Origin of the sequence: Tsukamurella paurometabola, assembly GCF_900631615.1 — a bacterium.
Classification (GTDB): Bacteria; Actinomycetota; Actinomycetes; order Mycobacteriales; family Mycobacteriaceae; genus Tsukamurella; species Tsukamurella paurometabola_A.
The window spans coordinates 1,780,629-1,804,964 of sequence record NZ_LR131273.1; the positions used below are offsets into that span (position 1 = coordinate 1,780,629).

General features: G+C 71.8%; 31 protein-coding genes and 2 tRNA genes. 18 read left to right on the forward strand and 15 right to left on the reverse strand.

The features are described from left to right. Positions 1-27 precede the first annotated feature (27 nt). From ELY19_RS08855 to ELY19_RS08865, 3 genes are all read left to right on the forward strand, one after another. Positions 28-735: a hypothetical protein gene (locus tag ELY19_RS08855; RefSeq protein ID WP_227966678.1), complete on the forward strand. Its 708-nt coding sequence runs from the start codon at positions 28-30 to the stop codon at positions 733-735. Positions 736-832: 97 nt separating this feature from the next. Then, positions 833-1,657 (forward strand): DUF6578 domain-containing protein, encoded by an 825-nt coding sequence (locus ELY19_RS08860; protein WP_126195867.1) that lies wholly within the window; start codon positions 833-835, stop codon positions 1,655-1,657. Between the two features lie 187 nt (positions 1,658-1,844). Beyond that, positions 1,845-2,402 carry a DUF6578 domain-containing protein gene (locus tag ELY19_RS08865; RefSeq protein WP_164711561.1) on the forward strand — a complete coding sequence of 186 codons (558 nt, stop codon included), beginning with the start codon at positions 1,845-1,847 and terminating at the stop codon, positions 2,400-2,402. A 10-nt stretch (positions 2,403-2,412) separates the two neighbouring features. On the opposite strand, the gene ELY19_RS08870 is transcribed toward ELY19_RS08865, so the two are convergent. After that, positions 2,413-3,738 carry an MFS transporter gene (locus ELY19_RS08870; RefSeq protein WP_197716005.1) on the reverse strand — a complete coding sequence of 442 codons (1,326 nt, stop codon included), beginning with the start codon at positions 3,736-3,738 and terminating at the stop codon, positions 2,413-2,415. Between the two features lie 28 nt (positions 3,739-3,766). On the opposite strand from ELY19_RS08870, the gene ELY19_RS08875 reads away from it, so the two are divergent. From ELY19_RS08875 to ELY19_RS08885, 3 genes are all read left to right on the forward strand, one after another. Then, entirely contained in the window at positions 3,767-4,732 is a 966-nt protein-coding gene (locus ELY19_RS08875) for a GlxA family transcriptional regulator (protein WP_126195869.1), read from the forward strand. A gap of 77 nt (positions 4,733-4,809) precedes the next feature. Beyond that, the gene (locus ELY19_RS08880; RefSeq protein WP_126195870.1) at positions 4,810-5,952 is read left to right on the forward strand and encodes an acyltransferase family protein; all 1,143 of its coding nucleotides are present in this window, start codon (positions 4,810-4,812) and stop codon (positions 5,950-5,952) included. Further along, positions 5,933-7,174 carry a hypothetical protein gene (locus ELY19_RS08885; protein ID WP_126195871.1) on the forward strand — a complete coding sequence of 414 codons (1,242 nt, stop codon included), beginning with the start codon at positions 5,933-5,935 and terminating at the stop codon, positions 7,172-7,174. Before ELY19_RS08880 ends, ELY19_RS08885 begins: the two co-directional genes overlap by 20 nt. Here ELY19_RS08885 and ELY19_RS08890 read toward each other — a convergent pair. The 9 genes from ELY19_RS08890 to ELY19_RS08930 form a co-directional block, all read right to left on the reverse strand. After that, positions 7,147-7,521, reverse strand: a complete 375-nt coding sequence (locus tag ELY19_RS08890; protein WP_249337921.1) for an acyl-CoA thioesterase — start codon at positions 7,519-7,521, stop codon at positions 7,147-7,149. The two genes, ELY19_RS08885 and ELY19_RS08890, sit on opposite strands and share 28 nt — an antisense overlap. Before the next feature lie 56 nt (positions 7,522-7,577). Then, positions 7,578-8,636, reverse strand: a complete 1,059-nt coding sequence (gene hisC, locus ELY19_RS08895; RefSeq protein ID WP_126198761.1) for a histidinol-phosphate transaminase — start codon at positions 8,634-8,636, stop codon at positions 7,578-7,580. A 113-nt stretch (positions 8,637-8,749) separates the two neighbouring features. After that, on the reverse strand, positions 8,750-8,935 hold the full coding sequence (locus ELY19_RS08900) for a CsbD family protein (RefSeq protein WP_126195873.1): 186 nt from the start codon (positions 8,933-8,935) through the stop codon (positions 8,750-8,752). A 121-nt stretch (positions 8,936-9,056) separates the two neighbouring features. Beyond that, on the reverse strand, positions 9,057-9,266 hold the full coding sequence (locus ELY19_RS08905; protein ID WP_126195874.1) for a CsbD family protein: 210 nt from the start codon (positions 9,264-9,266) through the stop codon (positions 9,057-9,059). Between the two features lie 2 nt (positions 9,267-9,268). Next, entirely contained in the window at positions 9,269-9,859 is a 591-nt protein-coding gene (locus tag ELY19_RS08910; protein ID WP_197716006.1) for an alkaline shock response membrane anchor protein AmaP, read from the reverse strand. Further along, entirely contained in the window at positions 9,856-10,635 is a 780-nt protein-coding gene (locus ELY19_RS08915) for a hypothetical protein (RefSeq protein ID WP_126195875.1), read from the reverse strand. The genes ELY19_RS08910 and ELY19_RS08915 overlap by 4 nt, the downstream gene beginning before the upstream one ends. A 2-nt stretch (positions 10,636-10,637) precedes the next feature. Continuing rightward, the gene (locus tag ELY19_RS08920) at positions 10,638-10,823 is read right to left on the reverse strand and encodes a DUF2273 domain-containing protein (protein ID WP_126195876.1); all 186 of its coding nucleotides are present in this window, start codon (positions 10,821-10,823) and stop codon (positions 10,638-10,640) included. After that, positions 10,820-11,146 (reverse strand): hypothetical protein, encoded by a 327-nt coding sequence (locus ELY19_RS08925; RefSeq protein WP_126195877.1) that lies wholly within the window; start codon positions 11,144-11,146, stop codon positions 10,820-10,822. The genes ELY19_RS08920 and ELY19_RS08925 overlap by 4 nt, the downstream gene beginning before the upstream one ends. Further along, a complete protein-coding gene (locus ELY19_RS08930; RefSeq protein WP_126195878.1) occupies positions 11,143-11,616 on the reverse strand; it encodes an Asp23/Gls24 family envelope stress response protein in 474 nt (157 codons plus the stop codon). Before ELY19_RS08930 ends, ELY19_RS08925 begins: the two co-directional genes overlap by 4 nt. A gap of 116 nt (positions 11,617-11,732) precedes the next feature. Between ELY19_RS08930 and ELY19_RS08935 the strand changes: the two genes are divergently transcribed. From ELY19_RS08935 to ELY19_RS08965, 7 genes are all read left to right on the forward strand, one after another. Next, positions 11,733-12,293 (forward strand): RNA polymerase sigma factor, encoded by a 561-nt coding sequence (locus ELY19_RS08935; protein ID WP_126195879.1) that lies wholly within the window; start codon positions 11,733-11,735, stop codon positions 12,291-12,293. Between the two features lie 71 nt (positions 12,294-12,364). Next, positions 12,365-12,886, forward strand: a complete 522-nt coding sequence (locus tag ELY19_RS08940) for a hypothetical protein (RefSeq protein ID WP_126195880.1) — start codon at positions 12,365-12,367, stop codon at positions 12,884-12,886. Between the two features lie 132 nt (positions 12,887-13,018). Next, positions 13,019-13,110: transfer RNA gene (locus ELY19_RS08945), tRNA-Ser, on the forward strand. A gap of 38 nt (positions 13,111-13,148) precedes the next feature. After that, positions 13,149-13,221, forward strand: a tRNA-Arg gene (locus ELY19_RS08950). 86 nt (positions 13,222-13,307) lie between these two features. Then, the gene (locus tag ELY19_RS08955; protein WP_126195881.1) at positions 13,308-13,685 is read left to right on the forward strand and encodes a DUF779 domain-containing protein; all 378 of its coding nucleotides are present in this window, start codon (positions 13,308-13,310) and stop codon (positions 13,683-13,685) included. Positions 13,686-13,762: 77 nt separating this feature from the next. Further along, on the forward strand, positions 13,763-14,173 hold the full coding sequence (locus tag ELY19_RS08960) for a carboxymuconolactone decarboxylase family protein (protein ID WP_126195882.1): 411 nt from the start codon (positions 13,763-13,765) through the stop codon (positions 14,171-14,173). A 114-nt stretch (positions 14,174-14,287) separates the two neighbouring features. Beyond that, complete coding sequence (locus tag ELY19_RS08965; protein ID WP_126195883.1) at positions 14,288-14,986, forward strand: hypothetical protein; 699 nt, start codon at positions 14,288-14,290, stop codon at positions 14,984-14,986. A 1-nt stretch (position 14,987) separates the two neighbouring features. On the opposite strand, the gene ELY19_RS08970 is transcribed toward ELY19_RS08965, so the two are convergent. Further along, positions 14,988-15,452 (reverse strand): immunity protein CdiI family protein, encoded by a 465-nt coding sequence (locus ELY19_RS08970; protein WP_126195884.1) that lies wholly within the window; start codon positions 15,450-15,452, stop codon positions 14,988-14,990. A 155-nt stretch (positions 15,453-15,607) separates the two neighbouring features. Between ELY19_RS08970 and ELY19_RS08975 the strand changes: the two genes are divergently transcribed. Both ELY19_RS08975 and ELY19_RS08980 read left to right on the forward strand, forming a co-directional pair. Further along, the gene (locus tag ELY19_RS08975; RefSeq protein ID WP_126195885.1) at positions 15,608-15,853 is read left to right on the forward strand and encodes an AbrB/MazE/SpoVT family DNA-binding domain-containing protein; all 246 of its coding nucleotides are present in this window, start codon (positions 15,608-15,610) and stop codon (positions 15,851-15,853) included. Continuing rightward, on the forward strand, positions 15,850-16,257 hold the full coding sequence (locus ELY19_RS08980; RefSeq protein ID WP_126195886.1) for a PIN domain-containing protein: 408 nt from the start codon (positions 15,850-15,852) through the stop codon (positions 16,255-16,257). The genes ELY19_RS08975 and ELY19_RS08980 overlap by 4 nt, the downstream gene beginning before the upstream one ends. 355 nt (positions 16,258-16,612) lie before the next feature. Here ELY19_RS08980 and exaC read toward each other — a convergent pair whose 3' ends face one another. From exaC to ELY19_RS08995, 3 genes are all read right to left on the reverse strand, one after another. Next, positions 16,613-18,136: an acetaldehyde dehydrogenase ExaC gene (gene exaC / locus ELY19_RS08985; RefSeq protein ID WP_126195887.1), complete on the reverse strand. Its 1,524-nt coding sequence runs from the start codon at positions 18,134-18,136 to the stop codon at positions 16,613-16,615. Positions 18,137-18,255: 119 nt separating this feature from the next. Then, complete coding sequence (locus tag ELY19_RS08990) at positions 18,256-19,491, reverse strand: helix-turn-helix domain-containing protein (RefSeq protein ID WP_126195888.1); 1,236 nt, start codon at positions 19,489-19,491, stop codon at positions 18,256-18,258. 31 nt (positions 19,492-19,522) lie between these two features. Beyond that, positions 19,523-21,550 carry a CocE/NonD family hydrolase gene (locus ELY19_RS08995; RefSeq protein ID WP_126195889.1) on the reverse strand — a complete coding sequence of 676 codons (2,028 nt, stop codon included), beginning with the start codon at positions 21,548-21,550 and terminating at the stop codon, positions 19,523-19,525. A gap of 200 nt (positions 21,551-21,750) precedes the next feature. On the opposite strand from ELY19_RS08995, the gene ELY19_RS09000 reads away from it, so the two are divergent. The 3 genes from ELY19_RS09000 (at position 21,751) to ELY19_RS09010 (ending at position 23,311) form a co-directional block, all read left to right on the forward strand. After that, entirely contained in the window at positions 21,751-22,191 is a 441-nt protein-coding gene (locus ELY19_RS09000; protein ID WP_126195890.1) for a DUF6918 family protein, read from the forward strand. A 2-nt stretch (positions 22,192-22,193) separates the two neighbouring features. Beyond that, positions 22,194-22,586, forward strand: coding sequence for a RidA family protein (locus ELY19_RS09005; protein WP_126195891.1), 393 nt, complete (start codon positions 22,194-22,196; stop codon positions 22,584-22,586). Between the two features lie 110 nt (positions 22,587-22,696). Further along, positions 22,697-23,311: a putative glycolipid-binding domain-containing protein gene (locus tag ELY19_RS09010; protein ID WP_227966679.1), complete on the forward strand. Its 615-nt coding sequence runs from the start codon at positions 22,697-22,699 to the stop codon at positions 23,309-23,311. On the opposite strand, the gene ELY19_RS09015 is transcribed toward ELY19_RS09010, so the two are convergent. Further along, positions 23,312-24,271 carry a prephenate dehydrogenase gene (locus tag ELY19_RS09015; protein ID WP_126195892.1) on the reverse strand — a complete coding sequence of 320 codons (960 nt, stop codon included), beginning with the start codon at positions 24,269-24,271 and terminating at the stop codon, positions 23,312-23,314. Positions 24,272-24,336 lie beyond the last annotated feature (65 nt).

Sequence of the window (24,336 nt, forward strand, 5' to 3'; positions counted from 1 at the left end):
ACCCCATGGATCGCCGAAAATAGGGAGGTGAGCGAAGCCGGTGCTGCTGCCCCCGAAGACCCGATCGACCTCGAAGCCTGGCGCACCGCCAACGAACTGTCCGTGCCCTTCTCCGAGGCGCTCGACCTGTGGGCCGACACCGCCCACGCGGCCCTCGTCGAACTCGCCGGCCGGTACGGCTCCTTCATCAGCTACGCCGAACTCGCGGCCCGCGCTCAGGCCGACGCCGGCGTCGCCACCCGGGCGCCGGTCCGCCTGTGGATCAGCGCGCTGCAGCGCCGCGTGACCGACCGTTGCCAGGCCGCGGGGGAGCCGCCGCTGGTCGCGCTCATGGTCGCCCATGACCAGACCGTCGGGGAGGGCTACGCCTACGCCGTCGCCGCTGCCGGACTGCCCGTCCCCGAGAACCTCGACCAGCACGCCGCTGCCGCTCGGTTCGCCTGCTACCTGCACTTCGGGGCGACGGTGCCCGCCGGCGCGGCCCCGCAGCTGACGCCCAAGCTCGAGGAGGCGCGCCGCGCCGCCGCGGCGCGCGCCGCCAAGGTGAAGCCGGCGAAGGCCGCGTCGAACGGGCGCGTCGTCAAGGCCCGCACCCCCGCCGCACCGCGTGCGGCGAAGGCGCCGTCGGCCCGCCCGGCGAAGGCGGCGCCGGCGAAACCCGAGCCCCGTCCTGCGAAGCTCTGCCCGAACTGCTTCACCCAACTCGCCGCCAACGGCGAGTGCGGCTTCTGCTGAATCCTGTATTCCTCGTGCGGCCTTCGCTACACTGAACGCGGGTACACCGGGCCCCGGGGCCTTCGCGCCGCGGTTCGTCTAACGTCCGGTGAAGTCTGTGAACACTCCGTCGGCAATCGCCGATTCCCTTCTGTACGTCCACATCGACAATTGGGAGTATCAGTGCTGCGGCACGACTCCCCGCCTCGGTGTCGAGCTCAGCGGCACGCTGACCGTGTACGAGAGCGCGAGCCCTCGCTATGGAGCCCCGCAGGTCACCGGCTTCGATCCGCGCAGCGGCCTGGTCCGCTTCGGCGCGATCAGCGCGCAGCTCGGCTCTGGTCTGTCCGAGCCCGTTGGCGGCCTGATCCTCGTGCTCAGTTGGCACGAGAACGAGGCGAAGCCGCGTGTGACCGGCACGGTCGAGGCGGTCTTCGAAGAGACGGGACGCTTCCTCCCCGTCGGAGACGACCGGAGCCTGCGCGTCGACCCCGATTCCCGCGAGTTCCACTCCGTCGACGAGGCGACCCGCTGGCCGGAGGAACAGATCGAGGGCGGCGGGGCTGCGACCATCGGGGTCGTGGTCGGGCTGCGCGTCACGGAACTGCGGGTCCCGACGGCCGACGAGATCGAGGCGAGACTTCTGTGGGAGGATCGGGTTCGCCGCACGGTGCGGGCGATCGTGCCTGCGGCGTTGTTCGCCGGCCGCGCTCCGGTGGTCGGCGATCGCCTGCAACTCGATCTTGCGGACCCGGCCGTGAGGGCGTTGGGTGACCACATCGACTCGTCCGCCACGGTGGACGGCGAGATCGCGGAGGTCACGCCGCTTCCCGAAATCCCGGAGGGTGCGGGCTGGTTCGCCCTGACGCCGCTCACTGTGGAGGAGACGGTCAATTACCTGGTCGAACTGGTCCAGGATCCGGAGAATCCGGTGCTCCGCTGAGTTGTGAACGTGAGCGGCGCGAGCCCGGCGACCCGAGCCGGGCTCGTGCCGTCCTGACGCACATCGGGGCGGCACGGCCGGTGCGATCGCAACACATCGGCCGGAGCGTGGCTACGATGGCCGCGGAGGTACGCCGGGACCCCACGGAACCACTCCTGCGGGATCGCCGAACACCCGGTACAGGGTCGTGAATTCTGTTTTGTCGCTGGACGTGTCGCTGCTGTACGTGCACATCTCGAACTGGGAGTACCAGTGCTGCGGCGCGGTGCCCCGTGTCGGCGGCGCGGTGCGCGGATCGCTCACGCTGCACCCGAGCAGGCGACCGGGCTACCCCGCGCCGGCGGTGCTCGACTGGGACCCGAGCTCGGGACTGGTCCGGGTCGGCGACCTGTACGCGCAGCTCGGCTTCTCCGTGACCGACCCCTACCGCACCGACCTCATCGTGAGTCTCGGCTGGCACGATGCCGGACCGGCGCCGACGGTGCTCGGCACCGTCGAGGTGCTGCTCGAGGAGACAGGGACCTATGTGCGCGAACGTACAGGGGAACTCGACATCGACCCGGGCACCGTCGACTACCGCGAGGTGCGCGAGGCCACGATGTGGCCCGAGGACCGGCGTGAGGTGGGCGGGCCCGCCGCCGCGGGGGTGGTGGCCGGGGTCCGGCTCGCGGGGATCGGCGATGCCGCGGACCGCGCGGAGGTGCTGGCCGAGGGCCTGCGCCTCTTCACCGAGACCCCGGCGTGACCCGCGCGGATCAGGCGGCGACCGGCTCGGCCTCGGCCGACCGGGCCCGTGCCCGCGGGATCGCCCAGCACATCGCGGCCGCGGCCACGCAGAGCACGCCCGCGGTGTAGAACGCCGGGTCGTAGCCGCCCGAGGCGTCGCGGATGTATCCGGCGCCGAACGCCGCGACCGCGGCGCCCAGCTGGTGCGAGGCGAAGATCCAGCCGAAGACCACCGGCGTCGATTCGCCGAAGTGCTCGCGGGCCAACGCCATCGTGGGCGGCACCGTCGCCACCCAGTCGAGGCCGTAGAACAGGACGAAAACCAGGATCCCGGGCGCGATGCCGGGGGAGAGCAGGGCCGGCAGCAGCGCCAGCGCGAGGCCGCGGCCGAGGTAGTAGATCACCAGCAGGATCCGCGAGTCGACACGATCGGTGAGCCACCCCGAGGCGATGGTGCCGACCACGTCGAACACCCCGATGACCGCGAGCAACGAGGCGGCGGCGGTCGCGGGCATCCCGTGATCGCCGGCGGCGGGGATGAAGTGCGTCTGCAGCAGGCCGTTGGTCGTCGCGCCGCAGATGGCGAAGCTCGCCGCGAGCAGCCAGAACGCCGGGCGACGTGCGCCCATCGCCAGACCGCCGAAAGCCGCGCGCACCGCGCCCCGGGTCGGCGGAGGCGGCGCCACCACCTCGTCGGCACCGAACGGCGGCAGGCCCAGCTGCGCGGGCCACGACCGCAGAAACAGGCCGGCCACGGGGATCACGGCGACGGCCACGGCGGTCACAACGAGCGTCGCGGTCCGCCAGCCGTGCGCCTCGGACAGCGCTGCGACCACCGGCAGGAAGATCAACTGCCCGGTGGCACTGGCGGCGGTGAGCACACCGGTGACGAGGCCCCTCCGCGCGACGAACCAGCGCATGGCGATCGTCGCGACGAAGGCCGTCGACAGCGAGCCGGTGCCCAGCCCCACGAGCACGCCCCAGAGCAGCACGAGCTGCCAGGCGTCGGTCATGAACACCGCCAGGCCGGTGCCGGCGGCGACCAGGGACAGTGCGCCCATGACCACCGGCCGGACGCCGAGTTTGTCCATGAGCGCCGCGGAGAACGGCGAGGTGAGACCGAACAGCGCCATGTTGACCGACATCGCCGCGCCGATCGTCGCGTGCGACCAGCCGAACTCCATGTGCAGCGGGTCCATCATCACGCCGGGCACGGACCGGAAACCGGCCGCGCCCAGCATCGTCACGAAGGCGACGCCCGCGACGATCCAGGCGTAGTGCGGCGCGCGCAGGCGCCTCAGCGGTGTGGTCACCGGACCAGGTTCGCGGATGGCGGCACGCAGAACCAGTGGCATCGATGACAAGGTATGAAAGAATCATGCCATGCACACCGTGGCCGTCCTGCTGCTGGAACCCATCGTCGGCTTCGACGCCGCGATACCGCCGCTGTGCTTCTCCGAGGCCACCGACGACGCCGACCGACCCCTGTACCGCGTGATCACCTGCGGTATCGACCGGAACCCCGTCCGTGCGACGGGCGGCTACGCGATCACACCCGAGGCCGGTCCCGAGGCCCTCGCCCTGGCCGACACGGTGATCGTGCCGGGCACCAAGATCGCCGGGCCCCGGTTCGACGGGACGCTCCCCGACGACATCCGCGCCGCCCTCGCCACGATCCGCCCCGGCACCCGCATTGTCTCCATCTGCACCGGCGCCTTCGTCCTCGCCGCCGCCGGGCTGCTCGACGGACGGAACGTCACGACGCACTGGAAGTACGGCGCCCAACTGCGCAAGCTCTACCCCGCCGTCGGCCTCGTCGATCACGTCCTGTTCACCGACGACGGCGATGTGCTCACCTCCGCCGGCCTCGCCGCCGGCGTGGACCTGTGCCTGCACCTGATCCGCACCGACCACGGCGCCGCCGTCGCGAACAAGGTCGCCCGGCACTGCGTCGTCCCGCCCGCCCGCGAGGGCACGCAGGCCCAGTTCGTCGACGTCCCCGTGCCCGTCAGCGGGGCCGGCAGCACCGTCGAACCACGGGACTGGGCCACGCGCAACCTCCACGAGAACCTGTCGGTCGAAGCGCTGGCCCGCCGGGCCGGGATGTCGGTGCGCACGTTCAACCGCCGGTTCCGCGAGGAGACCGGGCAGACGCCCGGCGCGTGGATCCTCCGCCGCCGGCTCGACCGCGCCCGCGAACTGCTGGAGACCACCGAGTTGTCCGTCGACGCCGTCGCGCGGGACTCCGGGCTCGGCACCGGCGCCAGCCTGCGTGCCCACCTGCGTCGCGACACCGGAATGACGCCGCTCGGGTACCGCCGCGTGTTCCGGGAGCCCGCGGGCGCCTGAGCGGCGCACCGTCGGGGCCCGGCGGCTGCCGGCCGGGCGCTGGACGCGCCCCGGGAGGCGCCGGGCAAAATGATCGGATGCAGAGTCGGGTAGCGCCGCTCACCGGGCTGCGCGCCGTCGCGGCGGCCGCGGTGTGCCTCACGCACGCCGCCTTCTCGACCGGGCACTACACCGACGACTTCGCCGGGCACCTGTGGGCGCGGTTCGAGATCGGCGTGCCCATCTTCTTCGCGCTCTCGGGCTTCCTGCTGTTCCGGCCATGGGTGCGGGTGCTGCAGGACGGCACCGGACACCAGCCCGACCTGCGGCGCTACGCCTGGCACCGGTTCCGGCGGGTGGTCCCGGCCTACTGGGTCGTCGTGGTCGCCGTCTACGCGCTCGGCCTCGTCCGGCACGAGCCGAACCCGTCCGGCGGCGGGGCCGACGGACTGATCCGGAACCTCACCTTCACCCAGATCTACGGATTCGGGCACCTGCGCGTCGGCCTCACGCAGGCGTGGAGCCTCGCCGTGGAGATGGCCTTCTACCTCGCGCTCCCGCTGATCGGCTGGCTGCTCACCGCCGTGCTGTGCCGGTACCGGTGGCACCCCGCGCGGCTGCTGGCGGGGCTGGCGGCGGTCGCGACGATCACCCCGGTGTGGATCCTGATCGCCCCCGACATCGAGCTCACGGCGCGCATGTGGCCCCCCGCCTACCTGTGGTGGTTCGTCGGGGGCATGGCCCTCACGGCGGCCGCCCCGCTCGTCCGACGGTGGCCGCGGTGGACCACGGCCGCCTGCGTCGTGGTGGCGGCGGGGGGCTTCGTCGTCTCCGCGCTCCCCGCGATCGGCGGTCCGCCCACGATGGTGCCGAAGAGTCCCGTCGAGGCGCTGGTGAAGTCGGCCCTGTACCTGCTGGTCGCGGTCGCCCTGATCGCGCCGCTCGGGCTCGCGCCGGAGTCCCGGTCGCCGTACCACCGGCTGCTCGGGACCCGGCCGATGGTGTGGCTGGGCGGGATCTCGTACGAGTACTTCCTGGTGCACCTCATCGTGATGGACGTGCTGCTCCTCGACGTCTTCGGGTGGCGGCCGTTCACCGGGAGCGTGGCCGTCGCGTTCCTCGCGACCTCGGCCGTCACCGTCCCCCTCGCGTGGGCGCTGCGCGCGGCCCTCCCCTTCGGGGATGATGAGAGGCGCACGGCGAAGCAGAAGGGGGTGACGGATGTCCGCACAGGAGCCTGAGGTGCACATCGAGGCGCCGGTGCGCCGGTGGTGCGATGCGCGCGCCATCCCCATGCCGCGCCGCGAGCTCTCCGACGAGGCCGCCCTGCTCATCGCCGCCGGGCACCTGCAACCCGCCGCCCGCGAGGTGGTGCTCAACCGGTTCGACACCGAGCGCGCCTTCCCCGACATCGGCGGCTACTCGAAGCTGCGCCGGCTCAGCCGCATCGCCGAGCACGAGACGCCCGCGCCGTCGGCCGACGGGCTGCCACCCAACCCGCTGCAGCAGGCCAAGGCGGCCGCCGACGCGGTCCGCGGGGCGGACGCGCGGCGCAAACTGGCCGGCTTCCGGCACGCCTTCACCCTGAACCGCATCTCCTTCGCCGCGGGCGTCCGCGCGGTTCGGCGCGCCCGCAAGGACGCCGTGCACCTCGACCTCGACGAGCGCGACGCGCTGTTCGACGCACTGTGCCTGACGCCGCTGCCGCTCACCCCGTCGGCCGCGGCGGTGGCGGCGCGGACCGTCGCACGGGTGGCCGGGCCCGCTCTGCGGCTCGCCCCGCAGCTCGCGGGGTGGGTCGACGGGCACGGCGCCCCCGACGAGGGGCTGCTCGTCTTCGAGGACCGCTACGACGTGCTGCTGTTCGTCGCCGGCCTCGTCTACGACAAGGTCAGCTACTCCCGCTCGGTGAGCGCCGGCGAATTCGACGAGCAACTCGGCCAGCTGGACCTGCCGACGGACCTGGTGCAGATCTCCGCCGACGTCGTGCAGCTCAAGTCCGTGTGGACGCAGCTGCGGTACGCGCCCGGCCTCGCCGACGGCACCCGCTCGGGCGAGCTCGACAAGGTCTGGGACGAGCTCGTCGATCGCGTCACCGCGCTCACCCGCGTGGGCGACCTCGTGGACGTCGCCGACTCCAAGCGGCCGCGCCGCCTGTCCATCGAATCCATCGACCAGCAGATCCACGAGCTGGTGCAGCGCTCCGGCGAGCGCGAGATCTCCACGCAGAGTGCGCGGCGCGTGGCCGGGCAGATCATGGGCGCGCGCGGCGACCTCCCGCCGGAGCTGTCCGACGGTGCGCGGCGCGCGCTTCCCGGTGCGGCGCCGGCCGGCGGTGCGGCCGACGTGGGCGCCGCCGGAGCGCCGAGGTCATCGGCACGGCCGGATTCGGCACTCCCCGGCGAGGCGCCCAAGGCGTGGAGGCCCGCGCCGGCTCAGCCGCGCGACCAGGACGCCAGGTAGGTCTTCTCCTCGTCGGTGAGGCGCCGCAGGCTGCGCTTCTCGATGTCGACCACCGCCATCTGCGTGGTCGCCAGGATCGCCGCCTTCGACTCGGGCGCCGCGTCCTTCGCGCGGACCTCGTAGCCGATGGTGAAGTCGACGCTGCGGTTGGACGCGATGTACATCCCCACCTGGACCGGCGAATCCTCGTGGTACAGCTGGGCCTTGTACTTGATCGCGACGTCGGCGATGAAGGCGCTCTTGATCAGCGGCGCGTACTTCTCGCCCGCGGACAGGAGCCACTGGATGCGGGCCTCCTCCAGCAGCGTGACCATCCGCGCGTGATTCACGTGGCCCAGGGCGTCCATGTCCGACCAGCGGACGGGAACGTGTGCGGTGAAGGCGAACTCGTGCTTGCCGAGGCTCACCGCAGCCACCCCGTCGCGAAGGCGAGGAAGGCGTCGTTCTCCTCCGGCACGGTGACGGTCACGCGGACGCCCGCACCGTCGAACCCGCGGACCAGGAGGCCGGCCTCGGCGGCGTCGGCGGTGAAGCGCAGCGCGTCGGAGCCGAGGGGGAGCCAGACGAAGTTCGCCTGGGTGTGCGGGACGTCGAATCCGGCCGCCAGCAACGTGTCCCGGACCCGTGCCCGCTCGGCGACGACCGTCTCGGTGCGGGCGAGCAGCTCGTCGTTCGCGTGCAGTGAGGCGATCGCTGCAGCCTGCGCGGGCACGCTCACCGAGAACGGCAGGTGCACCTTCGCGAGCGCGGCGATCAGCTCCGGGTCGGCGATGGCGTACCCCACCCGCAGGCCCGCGAGACCGTAGGCCTTGGAGAAGGTGCGCAGCGCGATCACGTTGCGGTGCCGGGCGATCAGGGCGGCGCCGTCGATGCGCTCGCCGGTCACCTCATTGGCGCGGTGGTACTCGTAGTACGCCTCGTCGAGGGCCACGATCACGTGCGGGGGGACCTTCTGCAGGAACGCCTCGAGGGCCTCCTCGGACACCGTCGTGCCCGTGGGGTTGTTCGGGTTGCAGACGAAGATCAGGCGCGTGCGGTCCGTGATCGCCGCGGCCATGGCGTCGAGATCATGCACGTGATCGGCGGTGAGCGGCACCTGGACCGGGGTCGCGCCGACGACGCGCGTGACGATCGGGTAGGCCTCGAAGCTGCGCCACGCGAAGATCACCTCGTCGCCCGGGCGGCAGGTGACCTGCACCAGGTCCTGGCAGAGGGCGACGGAGCCGCAGCCCGCGTGGAGCTGCTCCTCGGTGGCGCCGGTGAGCTTCGCCAGCTCGGCCTTGAGGGCGACGGCGCCGTTGTCGGGGTAGCGGTTGGCGTTGCGCAGGACCTCCGCGAGAGTCGCGGCGACCGACGGCAGCGGACCGTCGACGATCTCGTTGGAGGCGAGCTTGATCGCTCCGGGCGCGGACTTCCCCGGGACGTACGCGGGGAGGGCGTCGAGGTCGGAGCGGATGCTCAGCGGCGCGGGGTCGGTCGAGTTCTCAATGGCCACCCGGTCAGGGTAGACCGACGGTGCGCCCCGCGGGGCCACCGAGGCCGGTCGTGCGGACCGGCCCCGGTGGCCGTGGGCGATCAGTTGCCGGAGAGCTTGTCCTTGAGGGAGTCGGCGTCGCCCTTGACCTTGTCGGCGAACTCGCCCGCCTTCTCCTTCGCGGCGGCGGTGGCCTGGTCGACCTTCTCGCCAGCGGCGCTGGCGGCCTCCTGGGCGCGGCCCTTGAGCTCCTCGGCCTTGCTCTTCGCGTCGTCTGCGATGCCCATGCGTGATCCTTCCGATACACCCGATGTGTTCCCCCGAGGCGGATCCCCGAGGTCTTGATTGTGCGCCGTGCCGCGCAACTGTGCTGGGTTATCGATTGCGATCGCGACGGACCTGCGGTTTTCAGTGACCGGTGAGCTTGTCCTTGACGGCATCGACGCCCTCCTTGACCTTGTCGGCGGCCTCGGAGATCTTCTCCTTCGCGGCCGCGAGCCCCTGGTCGGCCTGGCCCTCGGCCTTGAGGTCGTCGTTACCGGTGGCCGCGCCCGCGGCCTCCTTGGCACGTCCCTTGAGGTCCTCGGCCTTGTTCTTGGCGTCGTCTGCGATACCCATGGTTACGTCCTCTCGATGGTCGTTCGATCTTCATCTCGGGGGATGTCCCCAAGTCTTCTGTCGCCGCGCCGGTCGTTCACCAGGACCTGGAACCCCACGTCGGGGCCGGTCGCGGCGGCCACCTCGCGGCGGGCGGCGGCCGCCAGGGCGGCGAGTTCGTCGACGGGCGCGTCGGGTGCGACCGACACCGCCACGCGAATGATCGGCGTGCCCTTCTCGACCACGGTCGACGGTCGGGCGCGGCGCACGAGCGTGCTGCGCCGCAGGTCGGCCGCGACGGCGTCCGCGACGCGTCCGAGGTCGACGGTGCCGTCGCCCGGGGTCTGCGCGGTGCGCGAGCCGGCGCTGCGCAGGTGCCGGACGAGCAACCACAGCGCGAGCAGCACCAGGAGCGCGCCGGCGACGCCCGTCACCGCGGGCCACCACGGCTGGTCGGGCAGGCGCACGATGGTCGGGACCGAGACGCGGTCGGCGGCATCGGCGGCGATCCGCTGGCCGAGCCGATCGCCCAGCGCCCAGAGTCCTCCGCCCAGCAGCACCAGCCCGACGAGGCCCGCGACGAGCCGGTCGATGACGCGGGTCGAGCCCTTCATCGGGCCACCTCCTCGGCGTTGCGGCGGTCCGGATCGATCCGCCGGTGGAACCACAGCTCGCCGGACACGGGGGCGTGGCTGCGCCGCCGCGGCTTCACCGCGGCGATGACGAGCACGAGCCCGAGCACGACGGCGCCGACCGAGGCGGGCCAGGCCCACCAGGACCACCGCACGTCGTCGGCGATGCGCGGCACCGCGTCGATCCAGCGACTCCCGGCGACCCAGCCGATCGAGACGGCGGCGTCGCGGACCGCGATCGCGCCGAGCGCGATCACGGCCAGCAGCAGTGGCACCGTCGCGATGCTCGCCCCCGCGGCGCGGCGCGGCGCGTGGCGGCGCAGTGCCCGGTCCGGGGGCGGTGAGTCGGTCTCGGCCACGACACGGTGTGCGAGCGCCGTGCGGGGCTCCGTGCGTTCGTCGTTGATGCGGGTGATGTGCACGTGCACCTCCTCCGGTGCGGCACCCAGGCTGCGGGACAGCTCGTCGTCCACGGCGGACCGCACCGCAGGCACCAGGCGGCCCGCGTCGAGGGGCCACTGCGCGGCGATCTGCACGTCGACCTCGCTCCGGGCGCGGTCGGCGAACCGTACGGCCGGGAACTGACGGGTCGTGAGGCCGCGGGTCCGCTCGGTGCCGGGCACCGAGAGCACGGCGTGCTCGACGAGCTTGCGGCGCACGCGATCGTCGATGACGGTGCGGCCCCGGCCCGCGGCGTCGTCGGGCCGCCCGGCGGCAGGGGTCGCCGGGACGTCCGGGGTCATCGATTCGGTGGTCATGGTCAGCTCCGGTCGCGGCGCCGCAGGGCGGTGAGGTCGATGAGACCGTCGAAGTGGGCGCCCACGGCCATCCCGGCCGCCCCGAGGACGATCGCGAGCAGGAACCCGACCAGGCCCCCGACCACGATGGCGATGGCCACGAGCAGCCCGATCACGCCTCCCCACACGGTGAAGTTTCCTGGCGTCATGCGGTGAACTCCTTCGCTGATGCGGTGTCCGGCCCCTCGGCCACCGCGATATCGGATACGACGACGTCGACGGGCACACCCGCGGCGTCGGAGGCGGCCGCGCGGACCCGGTCCGCGAGGTCGACGAGATCGAGGTCGCGGCGGAACTCGAGCACCACGGAGACCTGCCCGCCGTCGTCATCGAGCCGGACACCGCGGACAGTGCGGCCCGGGAGGTAGGTGGCCGGGGACCCCGGCCCACCGGCGTGCACGCCGACGACCCCGTCGACGGCGGTCACGGCGGCGACCACCCCGTCGACCCGCGCCGCTCGCGCCCCGCTCACTGGACCCGCGACTCCGACGAGGACTCGCCGGTGACATCGTCGTCGTCGGCGAAGTGGACGTCGTGGACCGTCACGTTGACCTCGGTCACCTCGAGGCCGGTCATGGACTCCACGGCGTCGATGACGTTGCTGCGAATGCCCGCGGCCAGGTCGTGGATCGCGACGCCGTACTCGGCGACGATCGCCACGTCGACCGCGGCCTGCCGCTCGCCGACCTCGACGGTGACGCCCTGCGTGAGGTCCGGCGCGCCCGGAAGGGTCTCGCGGATGCGGCCGACCACGCGGGCGGCCTGGCCGCCGAGGTCGTACACCCCGTCGACCTCGCGGGCCGCGATACCGGCGATCTTCGACACGACGACGTCGGCGATGCTGGTGCTGCCGCGACCGACCTGAGTGGACAGAGCGGAGCCCGGCTTGGTGGCCGTCGACTCGTCGGTGGTCGCGGCGGGCTTGGTGGTGGTCGAGGTCATCTCGTTCTCTCCCTTGTGTCGTCTGCTGTACCGGGATCCGTTCCGGCACACTTGGTGAGTCGCCGGCTCGCGAGGATCGGCACGCGATTGTGATCCATCTCACATCAGGAGGGTGGTTGTTCGACTCGGAGCTGCTGCCGTCGCTGTCCGACGAGACCCTGACCCGGCGCGCCCAGCGCGGCGACGCCGCGGCGTTCGACGTGCTCGTGCAGCGGCACGCGCCGGCCCTGCACCGCTTCGTCGCGCGGACGATGCCCGAGCGGAGCGACTGCGACGACATCGTGCAGGAGTCGCTCATCGCGGCCTGGAAGGCGCTCCCGAGCTTCGCCTTCCGGTCGACCCTGCGTACCTGGCTGTTCTCGATCGCCGCCCGCAAGACCGCTGACGTGCTGCGTCGCCGCGCGCCCGTCGTCGACTCGGAGGCCGTCGACGACGCCGTCGCGCGGGAGCCCGGACCCGTCGAGAAGGCCACCGACAGGGACTTCCTCGACGCCCTCGCGCGGGAACTCGGGCGCCTGCCGTACCCGGCCCGCGCCGCGTGGTGGCTCCGCGAGGTCGACGGACTCTCCGTCGCCGAGATCGCAGGTGTGCTGCGGACCACCGAGGGGTCGGTGCGGGGCCACCTCCAGCGGACGCGCCAGCGCCTCGCCGAGGCGCTGGGGGAGTACTGGCCATGAGCGATCCGACGCGGCCCGCGGAGGCGGGGACGTTGTGCAATTCGACACGACGTGGTCACACTGGGGGAGCGATGAGTTTCAGGCGAGTGGAGAGTGGCGGCGCCGAACCGGCGCAGGCCACCGATTGGATAGCCGACGCGACGCGTCGGCTCGCCGGGCTGGCCGCACCCGACGGCGAGGCGCCCGAGATTGACCCGCGCTGGGGTGCCGACGCCATCGACCGGCTGCGCGAGGCGGTCGCCCAGCAGGTCTCCGCACTGCCCCGGCGTTCCCGCCCGATCGCCACGGTGCGGCCCGGGGTCAGCGTCACCGAGCTCGCGTTGTCGAAAGCCGTCACCGCGGCGCTCTCCGATCGCGCGGCCGCCGAGTCCGCCGCGGTCGCCGATGTCGAGCTGGACCTGGCGGACGACGGTCTCAGCGCCGTCCACGTCCACCTCGTCGCCGTCGGCGCGGACGAGCGACCGCACACGTTGCTCGACGGCGGCGAGCACCTCCGAGCGCTGACGGCGGACGTCGTCCGGCGGATGGTCGGCGCCGACGACGTCCGGATCGACCTCACCTGGGGGGACCTCCTTACGCCGGAGCCGATCTAGGCGCCCCCTGCGCGACCCCCGTGTGAACGGAAGATGACCAGCGGTTTTGTGGGTTGCGGAGAGGTTGTGTAATGTAGCTGCTCGGCGGTTGCGCGTGACCCGTAAGGATCGCTCGCGCAGCGCGTCCGATTTGGAGGCGTGCCAGAGCGGCCGAATGGGACTCACTGCTAATGAGTTGTCCGGCCAACACCGGACCGGAGGTTCAAATCCTCTCGCCTCCGCCACGTCGGGCTTCGGTCCGACGAGAATTGAATATGGGTACGCGCCCGTAGCTCAGTGGATAGAGCATCTGACTACGGATCAGAAGGTCAGGGGTTCGAATCCCTTCGGGCGCACAGAAGAAGCGCCGGGTCAAGTTCATCTGACCCGGCGTTTCTGCGTTCCGGCTGCGTTACCGTCGAAGGCGACGACGGGAGCGGGCATGGACGAGCGGGTGGAATCGACGCAGGCGGCGCGGGAGATGCTGGGCGAGCTGTGGGACGGCAACGGCCCGCTGCTGATCCATCAGAGCGGCGGCTGCTGCGACGGTTCGGCGCCGATGATCTTCACCGTCGACGAGTTCCGTGTGGGCGACGCCAACGTGCGGCTCGGCACCGTCGAGCTCGGGGACGGGCGCGACGTCCCGGTCTGGGTGTCCGACGGCGAGGCGCGGGTGTGGGAGAACAGTGTGCTCGTCCTCGACCTCGAGCCCGGCCGCGCCGCGGGCTTCTCGCTCGAGGGCGCCACGGGCAAGCGGTTCGTCTCGCGGGTGCGGATCACGGGCGCCGACGGTGCCGCCTGCCCTGTGCCGCAGTCCTGACTTGCGTTCGAGCGCGCTCGAAGTCCTAGCCTCGACCGTGAGGTCCGCGAACGACGGGCCGCCGGAAGGTGAGCGCCATGCCCGAGCAGTACGACATCGACAGCGCCGAATCGATCGCCCGTCGGGAAGCGGGGCTCGCCGTGCTCGCCGCCATCGACGGCGAGGCCGGCCGGGCCGTCATCGACTCCCTCGGAGAGATCAGTCCCGCCCTCGCGCACCACGTGGCGGCGTGGGGCTTCGGGGACATCTACGCCCGACCGGGCCTCGACCCGCGCAGCCGCCAACTGGTGACGCTGGGCGCCCTCACCGCGCTCGGCGGCACGGAACCACAACTGCGCGTGCACATCAACGCCGCCCTCAATGTCGGGATCACCCGCGACGAGGTCGTCGAGGCGCTCCTGCACACCGTGCCGTACGCGGGTTTCCCGCGCGCGATCAACGCGACGCTGGTCGCCCGGGACGTGTTCGCGGAGCGCGACGACGCCTGACCGTGTCGGCCGGCGGTCCTGCCGTCCGTGCTGGCCGCGCGAAAACCGTTCGCGCAACGCAAGACCGGGTGAAGCGCACCCCATGACCCGGGGTGACGCGGGTAGCGTGAGGCCATGCGGAAGCGACTGAGGCGGGCGCGCGCGGCGCGGCTGCAGCGCGACACTCTGTACGCGGACGTCTCCGAGTGGCAGCCGCCGCTGCCCGAGAAGTACCCCTACCGGTGGGTCGCGATCCGCTCCAACGACGGCACGTACCGCGACCGCCGCTTCGCGGCCAACTGGGACACCGTGCGGCGGATGCTCGACGACGGCCGGCTGGTCGGCGCTATCGTCTACGCCGTGGTCCGCCCGAACTGGGAGGACAGCCTCGCCGTGCACCTGGAGATGCAGGGCGAGGATCGGCCCGACGTGGTGACCATGGCGGACGCCGAATCGTGGGGCGGCCAGATCGTCGGCGACCACTCGAACGCCTTCAACCGATTCACCTGGGGAGCCTCCGACTGGCGCGGTGGCGGCGCCGACCCGCGGCCGACCCGCTGCATCGGCTACCTCAACCCGAACGACATCGACATCTGGCCGACGCTGCCCGAGATGCCGTTCGTCGTCCCCTCCTACGGCGCGCTACCCGACTTCTCCCGGGCGCCGGAACTGGGGCGACGCTTCGCGATCCACCAGTACACCGACGGCAGCGGCTACGGCGGCGGGCTGCCCGAGGGCTACGGCCGCGTGCGGTGCGACATGAACGCCGCCAACGGCCTCGACCCGTGGCAGCTCGGCGATCTGCTGGGCACCACCACGATCCCGGTGGACTGAGTCACTCGTACCCGACGTCCGGGAGTGTCGGCAGCCAGCCGTCGACCCAGGCGCCGGAGTAGACGTGCTCGTCGCCGGTCTTCAGTTCGACCACGTGGCCCGGCAGCTGCGCCGCGACCAGCGGGAGCAGCCTGCGCCCCTCGGCGGCGTGCGCCGCTGCGACGGTGCTCGTCCGCCAGCCGTTGTCCCAATGGAACTCGCGGTCGAACTCGGCCTGCCAGGCGTCGAGCTCGCGCCCGAGCGGCTCGGGGAGGTCGAGGTGCTCGGGTCCGACGCCGCCGTAGGTCGCCCACAGTGGCGGGCCGGAGTAGTCGTTCATCAGCCGGATCCAGCGTTCGGGCGCGACGTCGAACTGCCGCACCTCGGTGCCGGCGGGGAGCGGCGTCTCGCCCGACGGTGACCATCCCGTCGCCCAACCCCCGGCGTAGCCGCGCGCGGCGATCGGCCAGAGGTTGAACTTGATCACGAAGCCAGGCAGCTCGGTGACCAGCGCGTCGAGGATCGCGTGCCACTCCTCCGCATACGGTCCGGGACGAGTGTGAAGTCCGGCATCCGCCCAGGCTACGCGGCTGATTGTGCGAAAGCATCGACATTTGGCAGGGCGGATGGTAGAGAAATGGTATGAGAACTACCATCGACGGGGCGGGCCGGATCGTGGTGCCGAAGGCGATCCGGGACGCGATGGGGCTGGATGCCGGGAGGGCAGTGGACGTGACGTTCGCAGACGGGCGCATCGAGATCGAGATCGCACCGGCCAAGGTGCACATCGACAAAGGGGGGATGTTGCCGGTCATCCGGGCGGAGGAGGACCTGCCACCGTTGACCGACGACATCATCCGTGAGACGCTCGAGGCCACACGACGATGACTTTCCACGCCCTCGATTCGAGTGTGCTGCTTCCGATGCTGATGAATTGGCATCCGGCGCACGACGAGCTCCGTGGTTCGGTCCGTTTGGTTGAGAGCGTTCTGCCGTCCCACGTGCTCCTTGAGGCCTTCTCCGTGCTCACGCGACTACCCGCACCCCACCGGATTTCTCCGGCGGAGGCTTCGGAGACGATCGAGGACTTCGGGTTGCAGGTGATCGGCTTTCCGACCGCTGACATGCGCACGTTCATTGCGCGACTGGGTGCGAAGGGTGTTCGCGGTGGAGCGATCTACGATGCATTCGTCGGTGCCACTGCCGCCCACGCTGACGTTCCGCTGTTGACCCGTGATCGTCGTGCAATTCCGACGTACGAGGCGGTCGGGGCTACGTACCGGACGGTGTGAGGGCGGCACCGTCGGGCAAGAACAGTGGAACCGCCGTACCCGCTCGTACCGGCTCCGCCCGAACCTCGGTGCGTGTCGGCGAAGAATCGACGGCGAGTCGTCGCAGGGCTGCACCGAAGATGGGCGCGCGTGCGTCCGAGGGCTCATCCGCTTGGATCATTCGGCGGCGGGTGCGGGGTATGCGTGGGATGCATGGCTTGCGTGAGCAACACGACCCCACACGCCGCCGGACGCCCGCTGCCCTGCCGGCCGACCGCGCACCGTCGGGCAGGAGCACCCGGACGTGCGAGCGGCGCCGCCCCGAGGGGACGGCGCCGCGAACACCCTCACCAGGGTGTGCAGGCCCGGGCAGGGATCAGAAGAAGCCCTGTGCGCCCGGCGCGTACGACACCAGCAGGTTCTTGGTCTGCTGGTAGTGGTCGAGCATCATCTTGTGGTTCTCACGACCGATGCCCGAGTCCTTGTAGCCGCCGAAGGCCGCGTGCGCCGGGTACTGGTGGTAGGTGTTCGTCCACACGCGGCCGGCCTGGATGTCGCGGCCCGCGCGGTACGCGATGTCGCCGTTGCGCGACCACACGCCGGCGCCGAGGCCGTAGCGGGTGTCGTTGGCGATCTCCATCGCGTTGTCGTAGCCGTCGAACGACGTCACCGCGAGCACCGGGCCGAAGATCTCCTCCTGGAAGATCCGCATGCTGTTGTCGCCCGAGAAGATCGTGGGCTGCATGTAGTAGCCGCCCGACAGGTCACCGCCCAGATCGGCCGCCTCGCCGCCGGTGACCAGCGTCGCGCCCTCGTTCTTGCCGATGTCGACGTACGAGAGGATCTTCTCCAGCTGCTCCTTCGACGCCTGCGCGCCGATCATCGTGTCGGTGTCCAGCGGGTCGCCCTGGATGATCGACTTGGTACGGATCGAGCCGAGCTCGAGGAATTCGTCGAAGATCGGCTTCTCCAGGAGCGCACGCGACGGGCAGGTGCAGACCTCGCCCTGATTGAGCGCGAACATCGTGAAGCCCTCGAGGGCCTTGTCCTGGTAGTCGTCGTTCGCGGCCATGACGTCCTTGAAGAAGACGTTCGGGCTCTTGCCGCCCAGCTCCAGGGTGACGGGGATGAGGTTGTCGGCGGCGTAGCCGGCGATCAGCTTGCCCGTGGTGGTCTCGCCGGTGAAGGCGATCTTCCGGATCCGCTTGCTCGACGCCAGCGGCTTGCCGGCCTCCAGGCCGAAGCCGTTGACGATGTTCACCACGCCCGGGGGCAGCAGGTCGCCGATGAGCGAGAACAGGTACAGCACCGACACCGGGGTCTGCTCGGCCGGCTTGAGCACGATCGCGTTGCCGGCGGCCAGCGCGGGCGCCAGCTTCCACACGGCCATGAGGATCGGGAAGTTCCACGGGATGATCTGGCCGACCACGCCCAGCGGCTCGTGGAAGTGGTACGCGACGGTGTTCTCGTCGATCTCCGACAGGCTGCCCTCCTGCGCGCGCAGGCACGAGGCGAAGTAGCGGAAGTGATCGATCGCGAGGGGAATGTCGGCGTTGAGGGTCTCGCGGACCGGCTTGCCGTTCTCCCAGGACTCGGCCACGGCGATGGCCTCGAGGTTGGCCTCCATCCGGTCGGCGATCTTGTTGAGAATGGTGGCGCGGACCGTCGGGGAGGTCTTGCCCCACGCGGGAGCGGCCGCGTGCGCGGCGTCGAGCGCCAGCTCGATGTCCTCCGCGGTCGACCGGGCCACCTCGCAGAAGGTCTGGCCGGTGACGGGCGACGGGTTCTCGAAGTACTGGCCCTTGACGGGCGCGACCCACTCGCCGCCGATCAGGTTGTCGTAGCGCGACTGGTAGCTCATGAGTGAGCCGGGGGCGCCGGGGCGTGCGTAAACGGTCATGAGGACCTCCAGATGAGTGGCGTGATGTCAGTCACAGTCCACCGTACGCAGTGACCGTTGCAACAACGTTGCAGCCGGTTGCATCCCTGATCAGCCCAGGTCAGATGCCCCGCGCCCGGTCAGACCAGGTCGATCGCGATCGCCGCGAGACGGCCGTCCGCTTCGGCGCGGGCGCGCGCATCGCCGTGCGCCCGCAGCACCCGCCAGCCGTGCTCGTCGTCGCGCGCGTCGGGGAGGTCGAGCCACCGTCGGAGCAGGCCCAGGTCCCGGCTGGCCAGCACCGCCGAGCGGAGGCTGCCCGCCAGCTCGGTGCGGAGCCGTGCGACGCCCGGCGCCGCCGAATTGGGCAACAGCGGCCCGCGGTAGACGGCGAGCGCGTCCGCGACCCGGCCCTCGCGGATCGCGTGCGCCGCGTCGTCGGCGTCCGAGTCCAGCCGGCCCAGCAGCCGGTACGGGCGCGACCCCAACAGGTCGGCGCCGACCGTCTTGCGCAGCCGCGACACCTCCGCACGGACCGTGACGACGTCGAGGTCGCGCTCGTCGAGGAGCAGCGCGAGGTGGTCGGCGGTGAGGCCCTCGGGATGCCGCGCGAGCAGCGCGAGGATGTCGGCGTGCCGCCCGGTGAGCGGCACCTCGCGCCCGTCCTTCTCCAGCACCGGGCGACCGCCCAGCAGGCGGAGCCGGGGCGCCGCGGCCGGGGCGGGCGGGGCCAGCCGGAGGATCGCCAGCTGACCCTCGACCGCCAGCGCGGCGGCGCGCACCAGCGCCAGGGCCTGCGGCGTCGCCACCTCGGGGCCGCCCGTCACGTCGAGCACCCCGATCGGCGTACGGGTCACCGGGTCGTGCACGGGCACGGCGGTGCAGTTCCACCGGTGGGCGCGGCGTGCGAAGTGCTCCGACCCCGCGATCTGCACCTCGGTGTCCAACGCGAGCGCCGTGCCGGGCGCGTTGGTCCCGGCCGCCGTCTCGCTCCAGTTCGCCCCCGGAATGAAATTCATCGCCGCGGCCCGGCGCACGGCGGCACCGTCGCCCTCCACCCACAGCAGCGTGCCGTCGCGGTCGCCCACGGCCACCATCGCACCGGCGGAATCGTCCACGAGCAGGCGGCGGATCACCGGCATCACACCGGAGAGGGGGTGCCGGGCCCGCAGCGCGTCGAGCGCACCGTCGCCCGACGACGGTGCCGCGCCGTCCGGGTTCACGCCCACGGCGCGGCTGCGCTGCCAACTCTCGGCGATGAGGTGCCGCAGCTGGGACGCGCGCAGCGCGGCCTCGTCGACCGCACCGTCGACGAACATGCTGTGCAGCCGCGCGGCCGCACCAGCGGACGCGACGGCGGGGGAACCGGTCACCATCGTGCTGTCGACGATAGCCCGGAACGGGCGGTCACCAGCCCGGATCGCCCACGATCTGCAGGCTCACGTACGACGGCTGCTCGGGGCTGAGCAGCACCGTCTGCTTGCCGAACCGGGTCTTCACCAGGTCGGGGACCGTCGCGAGGTAGCGGGGCACGCTGCCCGCGTACACGTCCACGCGCAGGCGGTGGCCCTCCTCGAGCAGGGCATCGGTGGGCACCACGTCGATGTCGAGTTCGATCGTCTCGCCCGGCACCACCCGCTGCTTCGCCGACCAGGTGAGCGGGTGGAAGGCGCCGAGCAGCTCGCCGTCGAGGTCGTAGCTGCTGCGCGCGGGATCGACGGCCCGGTTCGAGGCCATGAGGGCGCCGCCGGAGAGCACCGTCGACGTGCCGTCGGGCGCCACGTCGTTGACGGTGACCGTCCAGATCGCCTCCTCGCCCTCGCACTGCGTCACCAGGTGGACGTTGATCGAGCCGCTGAGCTGCACCGGCACCGCGGCGGGAGGCGAGGTGAAGGAGATCGCGCCGCGCTCCTGCATCCCGGCGCTCTCCAGCGCCGGGACGGCCTTCGTGAGGCCGGCGAGCACGTGCGTCAGTTCGGGCGAGGCCAGGCCGCGCAGGTCGATCCGCGTGGACGCGGACGCGCGCCGGCGCGAGGGGTAGGTCGCGAGGCCGCCGTCGTACTTCGCGTGCCCGGCCGTGCCCGACGATGCCGGGGTGGCGTAGAGCCGCTGGGTACGGGCCCCGGCGCGGGGAAAGGCCTCGCCGGCGCTCCAGCCGCCGCCCTGCTGCTGCAGCGTGACGGGGCCGTACCGGTCGACGCCGTTGTCGATGCCCTTGAGCCAGCGGTCGTACCAGGCCCGCTCGAGCACGTCGATGCGCGGCGGCGCCTGGGTGCCGCCGAATCCGGCGCCCATGTCGAAATGGAAACCGTCCGTGATCACCATCTGCTTGCGCCCCGCCGGGAGGTTCAGGCGCGAGTACATGCGCGGCGTGCTACGGCCGAAGAGGTCGTGCCAGCCGCCGAACAGGAAGGTCGGGGCCGTGATCGCCTCGATCTTCGCGTTCCGCTCGGTGAAGTACGGGTTGTCGTTCACGCGGGGGTCGCGGCCGGTCAGCACGCCCGTCACCACGGACGAGATCTCCGTCGCGGGGGAGGTCAGGCGGCTGTGCAGCCAGCGGAGGACGTTGCCGTTGACCGTGTCGCGGAGCAGGGTGCGCGGGTTGTACAGCCACTTCAGGGCGTTCACCGCGCCCAGCCACAACGGGATGAACACCGACGGGAGACCGCCCGTGATGTAGATGTCGCGGACGATGTCCTCGCTGCCCTCGATCGCGAAGACCGCGCCCAGCCCCTCCGGCGCGTGCCCCGCGGCCTGCAGCGAATTGATCGCGGAGTACGACCAGCCGCCCATGCCGAGCGTGCCGTCGCACCAGTCCTGCGCGCGCGCCCAGCGCAGCACCTCGATCGAGTCCTGCTGCTCGCGCGCGCCGAGGATCTGCCACACCCCGTGCGAGGTACCGGTGCCCCGGACGTCGACGATCACCTGCACGTAGCCGCTGCGCACCAGGCGCCGGTTGATGCCGAAGCCCTGCAGCAAGCCGCCCGAGAAGTCGACGGTCCCGCCCGTGAGCGTCCGCGAGGCGTTGGTCAGCGCCGGGCCGACGAACGCCGCGTGGGTGGTCTCGTCGATCGCGTCGACCACCATGCGGTTGTACGGGTTGAGGTTGAGGATCGCCGGATAGGGCCGCGTGACGGGCACCCCGTCGAGCTCCGCCGGCCGCACGACGGTGGCCCGCAGGACCACCCCGTCGGACATGCGGATGTCGACGTTGCGGTCGATGTGGACCCGGGGGTACGTGAGCCTGCCGTCGACCGCCTCGCGCCAGGCCAGGGCGTCGGCGCCGCCGGTGGGGTCGCCGAGGGGGAGCGTGTGGTCGACGCGCGGGTGGTGCTCACCGCCCGACGGGGCGGGCAGCGCGGGGCTGCGATCCCAGCGCGGGAAGCGCACGCCGGACAGTCGCGCGTTCGCTCTACCGGATCGGCTGGTCACCATTGCAACCCCTTCCTTCAATCGTCAACTTAGAGCACGGGTGACGTACCTCACAAACCAGAGGTGTCGTTGTTGCAGATCCGATGCAGAACAGTTGCATTCCCGGCGGGTCCCGATCAGCGCGGATTCAGCACTCCACACGCCGTCGGGAGGCCCGATAAGCTCGTTGTCGCAATCGACCGCGCAAGCCCCGGAGGTACTCCATGTCGCTGACCACCACGCTCCTCGATCCCGCGCGCCAGCCGGCCGTCGTCGCCGACTTCGCGTCGGTCGTCGAAGCCGAGGTGAACGACAAGAGCGGACTGTCGGGCACCGTCATCAAGACCGCGTACACCGCGGTCAAGAAGGTCTCGCCGAACGTCATCGAGTCGGCGCTGACCAAGCTCCTCCCCGACTTCGCCGCGGCGCTCGACCCCTTCTGGACCGAGTTCCAGGCGCAGGGCCCCGGCGACTTCGGACAGTTCCTCGCCGCGCGCGGTGACCAGGTGGGCGACGCCCTGCTCGCGGTGACCGACAAGAAGGCCGAGTCCACCAGCCAGCCCGCGCTGCGCAAGGCCTACTCGAGCCTGCGCGGCAAGGCCAAGGAGAACGTCGTGGCGGCGCTGCCCCGCGTCGGCGCGGCCGTCCAGAAGAACGCCGCCTGATCATGGGGAAGGCGCAGCTCCACGGCTCGGACCAGCTGACCACCGCGGTCGCGCACGCGTACAGCGCGACGGTGCCCGCGGGCGACACTCTGCACGTCGCCGGGGTCGCACCCCTCGACCAGGGCGGCACCACCCTGGCGCCCGGCGACGTGCAGGGCCAGGTCCGCGCCGCCGTCGCCAACCTGCGGGTGATCCTGGGGGAGCGCGGCGCCGAGCTGTCCGACGTCGCGCGGCTCACCGTCTTCGTCGCCGAGCACCTCCAGGTGGATCTGCAGGTCGCCGCCGACACCCTGGCCGAGGTCTTCGTCGACCTGCCGCCCGTGTCGATCGTCGGCGTCAGCCGGCTGCGGTACGACGATCAGGTGGTCGAACTCGAGGCCGTCGCCGCGCTGTAGCGGACGACGACGGGTGGGCCCCGTGTGAGCGCCGGCACAGCGGCTCCGCGGGGCGCCCACCGGCCACAGGGGTTCGTTCGCGCCGGAACCGAGGGGTTACCGTAGACGGCGTGAGTACCCCTTCATCCGCAGACGCAGTGGCCACCGTGATCACCGGCGCGAGCTGGCCCAGGATCCTCACCTGGCGGTCCGAGGACGGGAACCTCCTCGAGTCGGTGCGCGTGCAGCTCACGGGCGACCGGATCAAGGCCTACGGCCGCATCATCGCGGCCCCGTCGGCCGACGGCCCCGCCTTCAACGCCTCGTACGACCTGGTCACCGACGACGAGGGCATCACCAAGCGGCTCTCCGTGCACGCCCTCACCGAGGCCGGCGAGGCGCAGGTGACCATCGCCCGCGACGGCGAGAACCACTGGCTCGTCCAGGGCGCGCAGGGCTCCGAGCGCGGCTTCTTCTCCGGCGCACTCAGCGTCGACGTGCTCAAGTCCGCCTTCTTCAACGCCCTCACGATCCGCCGGTTCGACCTGCAGAGTCACCCGGAGGAGATCGACGTGCCGGTCGTGTACGTCGACCTGCCCAGCCTCGCGGTCAAGGAGACCGTCATCAACTACGACGGTGCCGCCGATGGCATCACGGTGATCTCGCCGATCAGCAGCTCGAAGGTGTCCGTGGACGCCGACGGCTTCATCATCGACTACCCGGGCCTGTCGTCCCGCGTCGAGTAGTCAGCCGAGCGCCGTGATCACGCCCCCGGCGTGACCGGCCGCGCGCAGCGCCCGCTGCCACCCCGCCCCGTCGAGCACGGGGAGGAACGGGGTGCGGCGGGCGTTCTCGTACCGCTTGCGCGCGGCGTAGCCGCGCTCGGTGATCGCGCCGACGGTGCCGTGCCCGGCGAGTTCCGCCCGCGCGGCCTGCAGTTCCGCGATGGTGTCGTCGAGGGCGTCGAGCAGGGCCGCGGCGTTCGCCTCGCACATCGCGTTCACCAGCGACGGGGCCGTGCCCGCGACCCGGGTGACGTCGCGGAAGCTGCTCGCCGCGAGCGACAGGGCCAGCTGTTTCGCGGCCGGGTCGAGTTCCGCGGTGATCGCGACGGCCTCCGCGACCACGTGCACCGAGTGCGAGATCCGCGCGACGGCCGCGTCGTGTTCGGCGGAGCCGGCGGGGACGATGACCGCGCCGCAGTCCAGCCCGACGGTCGCGGCCAGGCGCCAGGCCTGCGCGGGCGTCTCGTCGTCGGCGGTGACCACCCAGGTCGCCCCGTCGAACAGTGCGGCGTCGGTGGCCTCCCAGCCGGAGTGGGCCGTCCCGGCCATGGGATGCCCGCCCGCGTAGCGGCCGGTCAGGCCCGCGGCGGCGACGCGACGCGCGACGTCGCCCTTGACGCTCACCGCGTCGGTCAGCCAGGCGTTCGGGGCGTGCTCGGCGACCGCGGCGAGCACGCCGTCGAGCGCGGGGACGGGCACCGCGACGACGATGACGTGACCGTCGGCGTCGGCGCGACGCAGGGTCGCCGCGAGGTCGGAGGAGGCGTCGAAGCCGGCGGCACCGGCGTCGTCGACCGCGGCGACCGAGCGGTTCCAGCCGTAGGCGGGGCGGCCCGCGCGGCCCAGCGCACGGAGGATCGAGCCGCCGATCAGGCCGAGGCCGAGGACGCACACCGGGACGTCGGAATGAGGAGTGGACACTCCGCTAGCGTTTCACAACAGCGTGAAGAAGCCGGATGAGACGTGTCGCGGACGCGCGTTTACGG

What these genes read in the sequence shown, in the direction of transcription:
- ELY19_RS08870 (WP_197716005.1), bottom strand. Translation starts at nt 3,738, where the DNA reads ATGCCACTGGTTCTGCGTGCCGCCATCCGCGAACCTGGTCCGGTGACC.
- ELY19_RS08875 (WP_126195869.1), top strand. Translation starts at nt 3,767, where the DNA reads ATGCACACCGTGGCCGTCCTGCTGCTGGAACCCATCGTCGGCTTCGAC.
- ELY19_RS08880 (WP_126195870.1), top strand. Translation starts at nt 4,810, where the DNA reads ATGCAGAGTCGGGTAGCGCCGCTCACCGGGCTGCGCGCCGTCGCGGCG.
- ELY19_RS08885 (WP_126195871.1), top strand. Translation starts at nt 5,933, where the DNA reads ATGTCCGCACAGGAGCCTGAGGTGCACATCGAGGCGCCGGTGCGCCGG.
- ELY19_RS08890 (WP_249337921.1), bottom strand. Translation starts at nt 7,521, where the DNA reads ATGGACGCCCTGGGCCACGTGAATCACGCGCGGATGGTCACGCTGCTG.
- ELY19_RS08900 (WP_126195873.1), bottom strand. Translation starts at nt 8,935, where the DNA reads ATGGGCATCGCAGACGACGCGAAGAGCAAGGCCGAGGAGCTCAAGGGC.
- ELY19_RS08905 (WP_126195874.1), bottom strand. Translation starts at nt 9,266, where the DNA reads ATGGGTATCGCAGACGACGCCAAGAACAAGGCCGAGGACCTCAAGGGA.
- ELY19_RS08910 (WP_197716006.1), bottom strand. Translation starts at nt 9,859, where the DNA reads ATGAAGGGCTCGACCCGCGTCATCGACCGGCTCGTCGCGGGCCTCGTC.
- ELY19_RS08915 (WP_126195875.1), bottom strand. Translation starts at nt 10,635, where the DNA reads ATGACCACCGAATCGATGACCCCGGACGTCCCGGCGACCCCTGCCGCC.
- ELY19_RS08920 (WP_126195876.1), bottom strand. Translation starts at nt 10,823, where the DNA reads ATGACGCCAGGAAACTTCACCGTGTGGGGAGGCGTGATCGGGCTGCTC.
- ELY19_RS08930 (WP_126195878.1), bottom strand. Translation starts at nt 11,616, where the DNA reads ATGACCTCGACCACCACCAAGCCCGCCGCGACCACCGACGAGTCGACG.
- ELY19_RS08940 (WP_126195880.1), top strand. Translation starts at nt 12,365, where the DNA reads ATGAGTTTCAGGCGAGTGGAGAGTGGCGGCGCCGAACCGGCGCAGGCC.
- ELY19_RS08955 (WP_126195881.1), top strand. Translation starts at nt 13,308, where the DNA reads ATGGACGAGCGGGTGGAATCGACGCAGGCGGCGCGGGAGATGCTGGGC.
- ELY19_RS08960 (WP_126195882.1), top strand. Translation starts at nt 13,763, where the DNA reads ATGCCCGAGCAGTACGACATCGACAGCGCCGAATCGATCGCCCGTCGG.
- ELY19_RS08965 (WP_126195883.1), top strand. Translation starts at nt 14,288, where the DNA reads ATGCGGAAGCGACTGAGGCGGGCGCGCGCGGCGCGGCTGCAGCGCGAC.
- ELY19_RS08975 (WP_126195885.1), top strand. Translation starts at nt 15,608, where the DNA reads ATGAGAACTACCATCGACGGGGCGGGCCGGATCGTGGTGCCGAAGGCG.
- ELY19_RS08980 (WP_126195886.1), top strand. Translation starts at nt 15,850, where the DNA reads ATGACTTTCCACGCCCTCGATTCGAGTGTGCTGCTTCCGATGCTGATG.
- exaC (WP_126195887.1), bottom strand. Translation starts at nt 18,136, where the DNA reads ATGACCGTTTACGCACGCCCCGGCGCCCCCGGCTCACTCATGAGCTAC.
- ELY19_RS08990 (WP_126195888.1), bottom strand. Translation starts at nt 19,491, where the DNA reads ATGGTGACCGGTTCCCCCGCCGTCGCGTCCGCTGGTGCGGCCGCGCGG.
- ELY19_RS08995 (WP_126195889.1), bottom strand. Translation starts at nt 21,550, where the DNA reads ATGGTGACCAGCCGATCCGGTAGAGCGAACGCGCGACTGTCCGGCGTG.
- ELY19_RS09000 (WP_126195890.1), top strand. Translation starts at nt 21,751, where the DNA reads ATGTCGCTGACCACCACGCTCCTCGATCCCGCGCGCCAGCCGGCCGTC.
- ELY19_RS09005 (WP_126195891.1), top strand. Translation starts at nt 22,194, where the DNA reads ATGGGGAAGGCGCAGCTCCACGGCTCGGACCAGCTGACCACCGCGGTC.